At 39.8% G+C, this 15,028-nt stretch carries 12 protein-coding genes; all 12 read right to left on the minus strand.

The window, feature by feature from the left end:
* Window positions 1-215: 215 nt before the first annotated feature.
* Window positions 216-956 carry an ABC transporter ATP-binding protein gene (locus ACRD69_RS10750; RefSeq protein ID WP_430815085.1) on the minus strand — a complete coding sequence of 247 codons (741 nt, stop codon included), beginning with the start codon at window positions 954-956 and terminating at the stop codon, window positions 216-218.
* On the minus strand, window positions 956-2,428 hold the full coding sequence (locus ACRD69_RS10755; RefSeq protein ID WP_430815086.1) for a DUF5687 family protein: 1,473 nt from the start codon (window positions 2,426-2,428) through the stop codon (window positions 956-958). The genes ACRD69_RS10750 and ACRD69_RS10755 overlap by 1 nt, the downstream gene beginning before the upstream one ends.
* A 190-nt stretch (window positions 2,429-2,618) precedes the next feature.
* Entirely contained in the window at window positions 2,619-3,266 is a 648-nt protein-coding gene (locus tag ACRD69_RS10760; RefSeq protein ID WP_430815087.1) for a hypothetical protein, read from the minus strand.
* A 106-nt stretch (window positions 3,267-3,372) separates the two neighbouring features.
* Window positions 3,373-4,440, minus strand: a complete 1,068-nt coding sequence (locus tag ACRD69_RS10765; RefSeq protein ID WP_430815088.1) for a radical SAM protein — start codon at window positions 4,438-4,440, stop codon at window positions 3,373-3,375.
* Entirely contained in the window at window positions 4,392-5,333 is a 942-nt protein-coding gene (locus ACRD69_RS10770) for a TIGR04222 domain-containing membrane protein (protein ID WP_430815089.1), read from the minus strand. The genes ACRD69_RS10765 and ACRD69_RS10770 overlap by 49 nt, the downstream gene beginning before the upstream one ends.
* Before the next feature lie 954 nt (window positions 5,334-6,287).
* Window positions 6,288-6,455 (minus strand): hypothetical protein, encoded by a 168-nt coding sequence (locus tag ACRD69_RS10775; protein WP_430815090.1) that lies wholly within the window; start codon window positions 6,453-6,455, stop codon window positions 6,288-6,290.
* Window positions 6,456-6,633: 178 nt separating this feature from the next.
* Window positions 6,634-7,005: a hypothetical protein gene (locus ACRD69_RS10780; RefSeq protein WP_430815091.1), complete on the minus strand. Its 372-nt coding sequence runs from the start codon at window positions 7,003-7,005 to the stop codon at window positions 6,634-6,636.
* A 61-nt stretch (window positions 7,006-7,066) separates the two neighbouring features.
* Window positions 7,067-8,044, minus strand: a complete 978-nt coding sequence (locus ACRD69_RS10785) for a hypothetical protein (protein WP_430815092.1) — start codon at window positions 8,042-8,044, stop codon at window positions 7,067-7,069.
* A gap of 66 nt (window positions 8,045-8,110) precedes the next feature.
* A complete protein-coding gene (locus ACRD69_RS10790; RefSeq protein WP_430815093.1) occupies window positions 8,111-9,655 on the minus strand; it encodes a sulfatase family protein in 1,545 nt (514 codons plus the stop codon).
* Between the two features lie 7 nt (window positions 9,656-9,662).
* Window positions 9,663-11,222: a sulfatase family protein gene (locus tag ACRD69_RS10795; protein WP_430815094.1), complete on the minus strand. Its 1,560-nt coding sequence runs from the start codon at window positions 11,220-11,222 to the stop codon at window positions 9,663-9,665.
* A gap of 5 nt (window positions 11,223-11,227) precedes the next feature.
* The gene (locus ACRD69_RS10800) at window positions 11,228-12,655 is read right to left on the minus strand and encodes a sulfatase family protein (protein WP_430815095.1); all 1,428 of its coding nucleotides are present in this window, start codon (window positions 12,653-12,655) and stop codon (window positions 11,228-11,230) included.
* Window positions 12,656-12,666: 11 nt separating this feature from the next.
* On the minus strand, window positions 12,667-15,024 hold the full coding sequence (locus tag ACRD69_RS10805) for a GH92 family glycosyl hydrolase (protein ID WP_430815096.1): 2,358 nt from the start codon (window positions 15,022-15,024) through the stop codon (window positions 12,667-12,669).
* Window positions 15,025-15,028 lie beyond the last annotated feature (4 nt).

Here is a 15,028-nt window from a genome sequence, read left to right on the forward strand (position 1 = left end):
TTTTTTGAAATAACCACGGATTAAACGCCCCGAAGGCTATCGGAGTAATCGGATGTATCGGGGTATGGCTGCGCCATAGTAATCGCGTAGCGATTGCACAATTCGTGTAATTCGTGGTTCATTCTTACTTTTTATTTTAATCATTGGTATTGTACAATACTCTACTTCCTTTGAAACCACGGTTTTCTTTTTCTTTTGACCACGGATTACACGGATTATGGCTCCACCTCAACGGTCGTCTCAGGATTAAAATATCCCTCCAATTCTTCAATGGTATTATCGGAGGTTAACAGGTCCTTAACCACCAGTCCTTTTTCCAATATCACAATGCGCTGGCTAACTTCGGCAATATGATTCAAGTCGTGACTGGAAATCAGCATGGTTAAGTTATTTTTCTGATGCAGCTCTTTGAGCAACGTCTTAAGACGTATTTGAGAAGACGGATCAAGGTTGGCAAAGGGCTCATCTAAGATCAATACCTCAGGCTGACTGATGATAGCGCCAAAAATGCCGATCTTCTTCTGATTTCCTTTGGAGAAATCACGGATGTATTTATTCCTGTTCAGAATTTCATCACCAAAGAAATCAGCAAAATCACTGTAAAACACATCTAATTCTTCTTTTGTAACACCGTTGATATCAGCAATAAAACTGAAATACTCTTCCGGTTTTAAAAAGTCAATCAAAAAGCCTTCGTCCAGAAATGAACCCGTGTAATTTTTCCACTGGCTGTCAGTGTTTACAGCAATATCCTTGCTCAATACCCTGCCTCTGTCTGCTTTAATAAGATCCAAAACCAATCGGAATAAGGTGGTTTTTCCAGCACCGTTATTACCCACTAATCCGAAAGATTGGCCTTGCGGAATCTCCAATTTATCAATATCTAACACTTTAACTGCGTTATATGCCTTGCCTAAATTATCTATATATATCATCGTATTATTTTCTTTAATCATTACTTATTTCTAAAACCTTCCGACATTTGGTATCGCTTTCTAATAAAACGCCGGGTAATTATATCCATCATCTTTTCACGGAACAATAAACCTAAGATCCCCAGGATACCAATCAAGGCAAAACCTACATTACCCTGATCCATCATACCAAAAGGCAGATAGATGAATATGGGCGTTACCAATAAGGGGATCATTAATACGAAATGCCTTCCTCCTACCCCCTGGTAATTGAATGCCGAACCTTTTGACAGGTCCATATACTTGTTATTGTTTGTTGCGAAGTATAAAAGCAATAAGCTGTTAACGCCAATGTTAAACAAAAAGCACATGCTATTGATATATAGTATCTCCAAACCAAAAGCAACGTAGAAGGTCGATAAAAGGTAGATAATGGTGCTGGTAGAAAGCATCAGAAAGTATTTAGCTTTTATATAATCCTTGTAAGTTGTATTGGCTGTCAGCATCAGGTCAAAATGTCCCGATTCCCAGGCAAAAAAGTATAAGCCAAAACTCATCATAAAACCACCTGAAATAAATAAACCTACAAAGATCAGGAAGCCCTTCATTTCAAAGTAAACAGGATTGGTATAAAAGAACATGCCATACAACAGAAACAGTGGCGTCATAAACAGCATGGTTCTGGTTCGCTTGTTTCTTACACACATTTTAAGTTCGAGCAAGGCGAATGTTCCTATTTTTCCAAAGCGATTCAGGTAGCTAAGATTCTCCAGACTGCTTTTTTGGTTGGTGTCAGCCTTTCCGAAGTCTTCTAAGGAGAAATGCCTGTATAATAATTGGAAATTAAGGTAATAAGCTATTGCAAAAAGAAAGATACCGGCCAATAACCACAATGGCTGAGTGATCACCTGCATAAAAACAAATGAAGAAGCTGCCTGCACATCAATAATTGCAAAATAATCCAGTGAGAAGATGCCGGCTATTAATGCTAAAAAGACATAAAAAACATATTCATGCTTGATCTGTACCCTTTTGACATAAATGGACAGGTAATTAACGAACAGGTCGCCAATGATAACACTGCCAACTATTACCCCAAACGTAGAAGCATCCATGTGTTGATGCAGACCCAACATCAAAGCTAAAACAAAGCTAATGGGCAGGATGTTAAGGCTGTTGAACAAGGGTTTGGTAAGCATGAAGTTAACCAGCTTCCGTTTCTTAATTGGCAAAACAAGATAGGGTTTAACCATTAAAGTTGGCAGCTTCTGCAACATGTAGCGCGTCAAAAGAATAGCCAAAAAGAAATAAAATCCATAGCGCAAAAGGTCGGCAATTGGCTGTTCAGAGTGTTTAGCCATATTGGAGCCCAGGTAAAATCCGGCACCAAGCAGCTCAAGGAATAGTATAAAAAAGATAAATCCCATAAAGATCTTTATCCCTATACTTTTGGACACTGCCGCAGATCGGGTGGCTGCTTTCCACTGATGGGACAGTAAGGTAAAGTTTCTCATATTAGTTTAGTTATTGTGCTTTGTTTATGAGTTAGTAAAATTGATTTTTAAGTTCTTGTTGGTTTTAATTTTTGAAGTTATCTAAAAAGTCCATTAAAATTAATAATATCCTATAAATTATGTTACGACATCAATAAGATCATTGTCATTATCTACAAGACTAATAAAGGGAATAAATAAGCTGATCCTCCTAGACTAAACTCGGTTTGCTATAAACTGACTTTTTCTTATAGTATCCAAAGTGTCTAAAGGAATTGATGACTCTTTTCAGTTTCCAATCTGTAGATGATAACATGGTTGTATCTACCTGAAATTCTTTTCCTGATTTATGCAGGATAATCATGATCTCCTGACTGTTATAATCGTTATCATTATTTTCGCTGTATAAATACAAACCTGCAATAAACCGCCATAGTAATTGATGACCGTCAAATTGAATTCCATCCACATCTATAACAATTTCATTATTATAAACTAAGGACTTTCGTATCTGGATAATAAATCCAAATATAGAAGCTATATAGAATAAAGTCACGATATCAAAGTTTGCACGAATGACAATTAAACCGATTGCGAAAGCAATTAAAACACTAAAAAGTCCAATGCTGAAATACCTTGAAAAGGGACTGTACCTTATTGTTCTGCTCGAATTGGGATGAATGTGCTTTATTGATTCATCGTATTCAGGATCAATCAAATCAGTTAAGGTATTACGTTTATATCGCTTCTCCAGTAAGTGCTTCTTTAAAACAACTTCCAGTCCCGGATCATAGGTGTGTTTATCACAATTCCTGTAAATTTGAGGACGTGTACCCGTCAAGCCACACAGAAGTTTCATGTCTTTACTTAAACTTCTATTCTTACACGATTTACAGAAGTTCTTAATTATATTTCCTTCGCTTAGGTTCATTCAAATTTTTAAAAGGCTCAAAAGTTTAACTAATTTATATCATACAGTTTATATCTTTTATACTAAGATCCTTTTTAGTTGCAAATGAAAGACATTTCAATCCACCAGAACAGCTTTCCTTATAATAACACTGTAAACATTCATCGTCCTTTTTCTCAGGTGAAATAACTTTCTGTAATAGATTTGATTCGGTATATATGTTCGTTAGCTTTTCTGTAAGCACATTACCGACTTTAATAGGTAACCTGCGGCATGGCAATACATCACCATTTGGTAAAATTGCCAGGAGCGTATTACCGGCTGAGCATTTATAGGGTTGTCCACCTGAAAATAAAAACTGTAAGGCTCGGTTTGACGACACCTCTGTCGTGCGCTTTCGAAATAAGCTTTTACGATTCTTTTCTTTATTAATGAGGTCACCGAGTGTCTCAAACTGTTCAGTGCTCATTAACAGCTTATCATCCTTATTCAGAGGAAGGTATCTGTCAGTCCATACCTTAAACGCTTTATACTTCCGTGCTACTTTAACAACGTGCGGAAATTCATTGTAGTTATCAGCGTTTGCCGTAAAAGAGATCATAGTTGGGATGCCGAACTTATTATATTCTTTTAGTGATCGTAAGACTAAATCGTAACTACCTTTTCCTCTTATTTTATCATTTGTTGATCGCTTGCCTTCAAGACTAACCTGGACAAATCCAGGATTTAAAGACTTCAGTCTGGCAAGAATATCTAAATCGGGTAATAATCCATTTGAGAGGATAGCAAAAGAGAACAGTTTAGTTTCATTGATCTTTTCAATCAGTTGAAGTAGGTCAGATCTGAGAAACGGTTCTCCTCCCGTTATATTTATGTGGGCACTAACCCGATGATGGACGGCTTTACATGCCATCACAAATTCCGTTAAAGATTCTAGAACTGACGCTAACTGTTCCGAGGGCAAACCTTGATAAGCATAGCTATCCTGATAACAATGCCTGCACCTGAAATTGCATTGTTCCGTAATATGCCATTGGAATACTATTCTATTTGGTAATGCTCTTTTCATATCAATTAACCACCTCCACAGCCACCACAACCACCGCCACAACCTCCACCGCATCCGCCACTACAGCCTCCTCCACCACATCCCGCACCGCCACATCCTGCACATCCTAATCCTATTCCCGGTATAAATGGCCCTGTTCGCCGTTCTAATAAAACTGAATTTTCAAACATATTTCCTAATCCTGAACCAATAAATGCGCTTATGCCAAAAACTGCAATGCCATATAAGAGATTATCATCCTTAAGTAATTCCATACCACTGTTTTTAGATTTTAACCACGCAAACCGAAGCTCAGATTTATAAAGCAGTTTCTTGCCTAATGCGGTTGATTTAGTGTTGTGGGGATTAATAATTATAAAAAGGACTATGACTGATAATATCATTAACACGACCAATAGTCCAAACGGTTTATCCCGTACAATACCGTAATACAATTTAAGTCCCCCAAACCCTAACAAAAGAAGAGTCCCGAAAATAAAACCTTTCCATAGCTGATTGGAAACATATGAATCAGGTGCCAAATGAAGGTTTTGTAACCTTTTTATGTTGGGCTTAAGCATTTTATTAATGGTTTTAACCGTGTCCCTCTTAAATAACTGACGATAATATGTTGTTTGCTCAAGAGATTTATAAATAGCTTTCTCCAACGTATTAAACCTGGAAGTATAAGTGTGTTTCTTAATAAGAACAACTGATTTATTGCTACTTTTAATATCAAGCGCTTCAAATCTCCATAAATTAAATATTGATGTTATAATGGCTCCTTTAAAACCATTTTTAAGAATTGCAATATCCAATGGTTCCAATTTAGTTGGCTCAGGAAGCGGGTAATTCAGGGAGGAATCTTTTGAAAGATATTTCTTTGACAAAACAATCACAACTAATGCAAAAAGCGTATAAATACCTAAAAAGACAGGACCAGGAATACTAATTAATTTATCTATCATTTTTGTAAATATGTGACCTTACTTAAACAGGAAGCACAATGCTCAGTTTAAATACTTAAAGATAAGTGTGACATGACTTCCTTAATCATCATAAAAAAAGCTATTATTTTTCACACATCCAAGTCATTGCACAAGATCAATTGTCTGTTTGATAAACCTACAATTCAGGTAGTATCTGACCGATTCGCTTGTCTGGTCGAGCGCCTTAAAGCCTGGCCAGGTAAGCCCGCTAAAAAAAATATACTTGCTGATCTGTATTTCACTCCTTTTCCTGACAATCATAATTGTTGCTTTAGTGTGGTTTGTACTTTGAATGTTCAACAAACATACATGAATAAATAGCTGTGGTCAATTACAATGCATGCATTGTAATTTGAGAAAAACACCATTCAACTCATATTCTGTACTTTAAGCCATCTCCAACCCTAGTTATGTTAAAAGCCATAACTCATTACACGTTAGAGAAAAAGCCTTTTTTGATCGAAAACACTAAAAAATGATGTAAAATCACCCTTTTTTGATGCTGTTTGACCCTTAAACGGGCCTTTTTCGGGTCTTCTTCGGTAATTGTTCGGTAAATGGTCGACTACGCGCGTGGCCGAACAATTACCGAAGGATTACCGAAGCGATTCCGAAGAGTTACCGAAGCGATTCCGAAGGTGGTTCAATTGTGAGTCGGGTAAATACCGAAGCGAAGAATGATTTCAGATGTCAGTTGATGGTCTTTTTCATCTGAATTTAACAGTGATATTCACTATAACGATTATCGCAGTCTGTTTGAGGACTATTAACTGTTACAGATAAAACACAAACAGCTATCGCAAAAACACATTGTATTCAACTAATTTAGTCTATTTCGTTGCGTCTAATTTATTCCATCGCACAAATCCCCTCATCAGCAGATGAAGGGAAATGTAAATCCAGATATTATCCAAATATCAGAATGATTAGCGCTCAATATGGTGTTACTTCCGGATTGTCTGGTAATGGTTGCTCAATATTTTCAGGAGGCAAGGGCTGAACCGGTTGTTCAGGTTGCGGATCATCATCGTTACTACACGATACCAAACTCATACTGGCTACTATGGCCATGGCTGCGAATAAAAATCTTAACTTTTTCATCTTTCTAAATTTTTAAGTGGATAACTAAAACTTACATTACAAAGATGCTGGGTATTCAGCTTCGGCTTATGAGGGGAGCACTTAAGTGATAAAAATACGCGAAACACGTATGTCAATGCATAGACTATAAAATCCCCATATCGATTAGAATATGGGGAGTAAATACAACGAAAAAAGCCTAATTGATTGATGCAACTTTCTTACTTTTCTTCTCATTCTGATATTGACGCCAGGCTTCCATTTGCTCTTTGCTACATATTTTCTTTAAGGCCAGCTGATATTTCCGATTTATACTTTTTCGAGCATTTTTATATGCCTCTGTTCCTTTCTTGTGTGTATTGTTTATTTCCTGATACTTGACCTCTGATAATTTCTTTAGTTCCAGAATTTCTACTTTCTCCTGCTTATCCAATTCCATTACTTCACCCATCCTCTCAACCGTCTTTTTCATTTGGGCTAATCGCTTTTCACTTATTTCCTGTGCAAAACCAGTATTACAAATAATGGCTAAAATAATTACTGGTAAAACTTTCATTAAATACCTCTTCATGTGGTTCAAATTAAATTTTAAATGCTAATAAATAAATTTGGGAGGTGATACATTATCATTCTTATTCCTGTTTTCGCGACTCCTCAATTAATTGGCGGGTAATGTCAAACATCGATTTGCCACCATAAGGACCATTCGCTGAGGTAAATTCCTGTGTCGCATCCCAATCATCCTGAAAAATGGCGTATACAAACGTAAAGCCCATTTCTTCCTGAAATGGATGAATGTTATGGATATAAATATGGGCTTGCTCATCTACTGAATTCTCTTTTCTAAACTGGTCCATGGCACCCGGATAATCGATGTACATATAGAATCGTTTTAGTTCCTTGTCCTTTTTCAGGCGGTTTAGGGTTTTCGTATTCACTGTCCAGTCTTCCTTATTGATATTGAAATCCATGTAATCAACATAGCCATATCCGGGATGGTATCCTCCCGTCATATTAATGCCAATCACTTCATAACCGATATCTTTCAGGCGCTTTAACATAGCCTCGGTCTCTTCAGTTGTATGTTCTTTCCAGTAGTCAGGCCAGCAATCTAGATTGATATTCCTTATTGGCTTGTCAAGTGGCAGGTTGTATAGATTCTGTGCTGCCTCCCAAAAGTATTCTTCACCCCATTTTAGGTTTAATTTTGGTATGATGATGCATTCAGGACTGCCGGCAGCTATGGCTTTATTCAGGAACTCCAGAACCGTCATTGGCTCTTCGCCTTTGGCAACAGGCACCAATTGATCAGGATTCTGTTTACCGGTAATAAAACGCTCCAGGCAATCCGGCTTTAATTCCGCAATGCGGGCAAGTATGTCCTGAGCGGTATAATCGGGTAGCATCCAGTTAGCTGTTTTGGCTTTGGTTTGAAATGGTGCAGCCAAAGTAATCATACGCACATAAATACCATCAGGACAATGCTCTGACGACCAGTTTTCCCTTTTATACGCTTGCTTTTCTGATGGGTGAGCCTGCACCTTTTCTGAAGCACATGCTGTTATGAGCAGCGTAAGTGATAGTAGTATTGTTGTTTTAAGGTTTTTCATTGTTCTATGATTTAAAATGGCAAGCTGCTCCGAACCTTCGAAACAACCTGCCCTGGGAATCAGAATTTATTCAATGTGTGAGGCATTGTGCTTTCGTTTCTTGTATTTCTTTAATTCTATGCTTAAGCGTTCAACAATTTCAGGGTGTTGCTCCCATAGGTTGTTTAGTTCACCCGGATCCTGGCTTAAGTCATATAATTGTCCAGGCACAAATGTTCTCATCTTCTTTTTCTCTTCGGGACTTAATTTTCCTTTTCGCCCCTTATTGGGTTTCTTTTCTTTGTAATAACACGCTGGTATCATTTTCCATTGGCCCATGCGAACAGCATCGACACGTGGATTATTATTGAAATGAAAAAACACCCTTTGTGAGTAATTTTCAGTCGGCTGCTCTCCCTTTATTATTGGCAGAATATTCCAGCTATCAATCGCATCTTCAGGCTTTAATTCATAGCCTGTAAGTTCAGCAAAAGTGGCAAAATGATCACCCAGGGAAATGGTGGTATTGTTAACTGTTCCCGCTTCAATCTGACCGGGCCAGCGTACAATATATGGTACCCGATGCCCCCCCTCTTCGGGTTGTCCTTTCCCTTTTTTGTAAATACTATTAGCACGGTGCTTATTGCCCCTTAATTCCTGCTCATCATCTTCGTTACCGTTGACCGATCCCGGATAGTAGAAAGAACCATTGTCACTGGTAAAGATCAATATGGTATTATGGGCAATGCCTGCCTTGTCAATAGCTTCCATCACTTCGCCCACGCACCAATCTACCTGTTGACAATAATCGCCATACTTACCAATACCTGATTTACCTATAAACTCTTCATCCGGGATAATTGGTTTATGGGGTGAGTTAATAGGAAAGTATAAGAAAAAAGGCTTGTCTCCTGCCGACAATTCATCAATCTTCTCTTTGGTTTTACCCAATATAACCTTCATCCACTTTTGATTATCAAAATCCTTTGTAGCCGGTAAATTTGGTTTTAGCTTTGGATTACCCAACAAGGTATTGCCTTCCATATTGGCATGCCAGCCACCCCCGGGTTGCAAGGGTGTACCAAAAAAATAGTCAAAGCCTCTGTCTACAGGTCCTGATTTGGTAGGAGCCGTCAACTTCCAGTTATCTGCAGGAGCAGGAAATCGTTTACCAACCGGTGATGGAGCCCCCCAACGGCCATCTTTACCTTCGAACAAGACCCCAAAGTGCCACTTACCAATGCAAGCTGTAGCATAGCCTTGTTGTTGAAACATCTCTGGCATCATCAGGCAATTCCATGCCTCTGATTCAATATCGGTGTAATTGGTCCATATTGCCGGATTACGCCCTGTCATCAAACCAAAGCGTGATGGTGCACAAAGCGACCCGACCGTGTGAGCATCGGTAAAACGAACGCCCTGACTGGCCAGCTTATCAATATTGGGGGTTTTTATCTTTGAAACCGGGTTGTAGCACTGCACATCCCCGCTTCCCAGATCATCGGCAAAAAAGATAATGACATTGGGCCGTTTGTCATTCTGCTTATCCTTAACCGGATCACCATTAGAACTGGCATTTACATTTATTGTTCCCAACAGATATGTAAAAACTGCAATTATTAACCTTATCATATCCCTCTTATTTATTCCAGTGTTTGTCAATAATTTCCTGCATCTGTGGCCATTCCTCATCTGTATCACCTATGTCCTTACGTAACTTCAATAGTTCATCCTTCATGCTTGCAATTATCTTGGCATACTCAGGATTATTATAGGCATTGTACATCTCCCTGGGATCATTCATTAAGTCATAAAACTCCCAGCTTGGCGTGGTACTTTTTTTGCTCACCTTCTTAAAATCCAGTGGCGATCCATAAAAGAAGATTAGCTTATAACGGTGGTTGCGAATACCAAAATGCGCCGGTCTGTTGGTCTGATGCATCCAGTAACGATAATAGATTGCATTACGCCAGTCTTTCGATGTGTTGCCTGTGAGGTTATTTCTAAAACTCATTCCCTGCATATCAGGTGGGGTATCGATGCCGGCATAATCCAATAAAGTAGGTGCGAAGTCGATGTTTTGAATTAAATCATCGTTGCGTTTTTTAGCTGGAATTTCCCCGGGGTAACGAATAACAAATGGCATGCGCAGCGATTCCTCATACATCAGTCGTTTATCGAAAAAGCCATGTTCTCCTAAATAGTAGCCCTGATCTGCAGTATAGATAACAATGGTATTTTCGGCTAATCCTTCTTCATCGAGAAATTCTAAAAGTTTACCAATATTATCATCAATGGCGGCCCCTGAGCGCATGAAATCTTTCACCAGTTTCTGATACACTTTTTTTCTCAACTGAACACTATCCAGTCCTTCAACACTGAATGGCATATCCGGATAGTAAGCCTGTTTATTTTTAGTATATCGTTTAGCCAATTCCTCCAATGTCTGACCATTAATGGTGCGGCCCGACTCTGCATTATCAAATTCAAACAACGATTCTACTTCAGGTATCTCAATATCCTTGTATAAATCCTTATAGCGTTCAGGGTAATCAAAGGGCTCGTGCGTTGCCTTAAAGTGACACATCATCATAAACGGCCGGTCTTTGTCACGATTCTTCATCCATTTAATCGACTGTTCAGTGATTACATCGGTCGAAAACCCTTTATACTCAATGCCACCATCATGACCATCAACCCATCCCTCTTCAGATTTTAAAAGAGGATTATGGTAACGGCCCTGCCCCGGCAATACATTGAAATAATCAAAACCCGATGGTTTGGTATACAAGTGCCATTTGCCTATTACAGCTGTTTGGTAGCCATCCTTTTGCAGAATCTTCGCCACATTTTGCTGTTGGCGATCCAGGTTATGTGACAAATTATACACCTTGTTTTTATGGCTGTGCTTTCCGGTTAAAATAGCAGCCCTGCTTGGCGTACATATTGAGTTGGTGCAAAAACAATTATCCAATACAATACCTTCATCTGCCAGTCGGCTGATGTTAGGCGACGTCACATAATCTTTTAAGAGACCACCGTATACACCCCATGCCTGGGATGTATGATCATCGGATAAAATAAATAAGATATTCGGTTTCTTTTTTTCTTTCTCCCTGCCCATGGCTTCCAATGCTCCGTTTACACAGAACAATGACAAAACCATCACTCCCAGGACTTTGATAACTTTCTTATACATACTTTTTACTTTTGTTTCTTTAATGCTCTAACAGCAGGATCCTCAAACAGAACCGCCTTCTCTATTGTGAGTTGGTGTAGTTGTTCCTTAATTGTTGCATGCTCTTCTGAATCATACAAATTATTCATTTCACAGGGGTCGGTTGCATGGTCGTACAATACAGGCCAGCCAAGCGTAGAGTAGATATAACGCCCATCATAGACCCCCCGCCAGGCTTTGGCACCTTTTGACAGGCCAATGTAGAGGGCATCTTTTTTCGTTCCTTCTCCTTTCAGACACCAATCGGCCATGCTGGTCCCCTGCATTCCTGATGCTTTCTCCAGATTTACCAAATCAAGAATAGTTGCCGTAATATCAATGGTATTGACCAGTGCGTCGCATACTTGCCCGGTGGCAATGTGTTTCGGCCACCTAATCAACAAGGGCACGTCCATAGCCGACAGGTATGGTTTTCCTTTTGTACGCAGAGTTGACTTGCGTTTAATACCTAATGCCTTGTAATTATCTGCAATATCCTGGTTATGGCTGCCTAACACATCACCATGGTCACTGGTATACAGAACAATGGTATTTTCATCCACTCCCATGGCCTTTAAATGCTTCATTATTCTGCCAACTTCAAAATCGATGGCAGTAACCTGTGCATAATACATTTGCAAATCCTCACGCAGCTCCTTTTGTTGGCTGTCACTCAGATTCTGCACAATATCGGGTGGTAAATGAAAAGACGATGGATCATACATGCCCAGAAAGTTAGTGGGACATTGTTCGGGTAAATGAGGAGGTCCGTAAGCCAGGTAATAGCACCAGGGCTTTCCTTCGGCGGTTTTACGTTTGATAAAATCCAATGCCATATCAGTGTGCCAGGTCGGTTCCCAATCATAGCCCTCTACCCTTACCTTTTGTTTATTGTCATCGTATCTCCATACATCTATAAACTCATGCGACTTTTCATAACCCATAAATTCCTGCCAGCCCTGCCGACGTTCTCCCGCTTCAATATAGCCACCTACTTTTTCTTCAGGGATACCACCGTCGAGATGCCACTTACCAATGTAACCGGTTGCGTAACCAGCGTCTTCAAAAATATTACCAAGTGTACGCAATTCAGGATTAAGCAAGATGTTATTCCCCACAACACCATGCTTATGGATATGCATGCCCGAGATCAATGAAGCGCGAAAAGGAGAACACACAGGAGCACCGCTAATGGCATTGGTAAAGCGTATACCATCTTTCGCCATCGCATCCAGGTGAGGTGTAATGGCATCCACATCGCCATCAATTCCCAATACCGATCCACGGTGTTGATCAGGTTGAATAATCAAAATATTAGGGCGCTTTTCAGGCTCACTGGCTTTAACCTGCCAGCATACAAGAATCAAACCCAGCAGCACAGCTATGTTTCTAACATAGTTATTGACGTTCATCATTGGTGTAATTGTTAGTTGTTAAGTTTTGGCTGATCGCCCATTTCAAAAATTAATTCTCCCCCATTTACAATCTCTTCGTGTGTAATAAATGTCCGCTTTAAGGGCTTACCATTAAGGGAAACGCTTTGCACATATACATTTTCAGGAGAATTATTATTGGCGATAATTGTAAAGGTTTGACCCGGGTAGTACCTGGAATCAAGCTTAACAACCACTTTAGCAAACAATGGACTTCCTAATTCATATTGATTATTACCGGGGCAAACAGGATGAAAACCCATTGCACTCAGAATATACCAGGCCGACATTTGACCAACATCTTCGTTGCCTTTTATTCCATATGGTCCGGTACTATAAGCCTGAGACATAATGATACGCACCCACTTTTGGGTTAACCATGGTTTATGGGTATAGTTAAACAAATATGGCACATGATGCACCGGCTCATTAGCGTGGTTATAAAATTTGTTGAAATTGAAGTCCTGAGGCGTCTTTTCAAATAACTCTTCCAGTTCAGACAGAAAACGCTCTTTACCCAGAAGTTTTTCCAATCCACGAACATCGTGAGGTACGAACCACATTTGCTGGAATGGATTACTCTCGATACAGCCTGTTCCTCCAAAATCAAGTTTACTGTTCCATGGCAACCAGCTACCATCACTTAAGCGCCCACGCATGTATCCTGTTTCAGAATCATAAACATTTTTATAATACTGAGCTCTTTCGTTGAACATAGCATAGTCATCTTCAAAACCAAGGTCTTTGGCCATCTGGCCCACACACCAATCGGCGTAACAATTCTCCAAAGTTGCTGATAGGCCTTTGTAGTAACCTCTCCATCGATCGCTTGAATCACATGGTACATAAGCTAATTGGTTATATTCCTTCCAGCCGTTACGTAATGTATTTGGTCCCATAACCGTTTGCTTGCTATACTTATAGGCTGCATTTATTTCAAAATCAGTAATTCCCTTTCGGTACGCATCCAATATGACCGGTATGGCCGGGTCGCCCAGCATGCAATTGGAATAGCTGGAAGCGATTTCCCATTTTGGTAGTCCCATGCCACCCAACTCAGCCTTTTCTACCAGGCTGCATACAACATCATTTACCGATTCGGGATCGATAATGGTCAGCAAAGGCAGGTGGCTTCTAAAAGCATCCCATCCGCTAAACACGGTGCGACAGGTAAAGTTATTTGTCTGATGAATTTGATGATCACCGCCATAGTACCTTCCGTCAACATCTGTGAACCGGCGCGGATCAAGCATGGCATGATACATGCCGGTATAAAATACTTGTTTCTGCTCATCAGTGGCACCTTCAATTTGTATGACATTCAAAGCTTTTTCCCATTTATGGCGGGCCTCATCCACTACTTTTTCAAAATCCCAGTGCTTTAGCTCTGTATCTAAATTATTACGAGCTCCTTCCAGATCAACAAAAGAGATCCCTGCCTTAAACATCACCTCTTCGCCACAATGCAGGTCTGGGAAATTGGCAATGAATCCTAAGTGCTCACCTTCCAGCTCAGTCACTCCATTTATAATACGACTATCTGCTATCAGACGCTGGTATTTTTTGCTGTTAACACCATCCCACTTTCGGCTCTGATTCTTCGGAATATCGGCCGTCCACACACCCGACGACTGAAATGGCCTGGAAAATTCAGCTGAGAAATAAACAGTATACTTAGCATTGTGAATACGACCGTCTCCCCAGCCTCCACCATCAGTGTTACAATGCATCCAGCCTTCAATACGCTGATTATCTATTACCTTAATGTATTGTTTTACCGAGGTACCCCCAATACGACGGGCTAAATCAATCTGAATGCGATTGGAGCTATCCTTTGGGAACGAAAACCGCAATAAACCCACATGTTCTGTTGCTGTCATTTCAGCTTTCACATCGTAGTCATCCAAATGAACTGAATAATAACCGGCTTCGGCATGTTCTGTATCGTGTGAAAAACGAGAACGGTAACCACTCTCCGGCTTAGCCACATTGCCTCTCGAAGTTTGCAATTCGCCATTGGTCGGCATAACAAGCAAATTACCGAATTCACCGAACCAGCCTACTCCGCTCAAACGAACAAAACTGAATCCCTCAATGGTTTTGTGTTTAAATGAATAACCGGTGGTATTATCTTTGGCTGTCTCAGTATCGGGACTTAACTGTACCATTCCGAAAGGCACAACCGCTCCTGGAAATGTACGCCCGTAATATTTGCTTTTGGCAACACTTCCTATAAATGGATCAATGTGCTCAACCAGCTTTGTTGATGTTTCTTTCTTATTAATACAGCCGGTTAAGGCCACTGGTAAAAGCAAAAACAGCAGTAGCAGATTTTTTTTCATTTCTTTCATGTTA

Source organism: Carboxylicivirga agarovorans (genome assembly GCF_050589845.1).
In the GTDB taxonomy this organism is placed as follows: Bacteria; Bacteroidota; Bacteroidia; order Bacteroidales; family Marinilabiliaceae; genus Carboxylicivirga; species Carboxylicivirga agarovorans.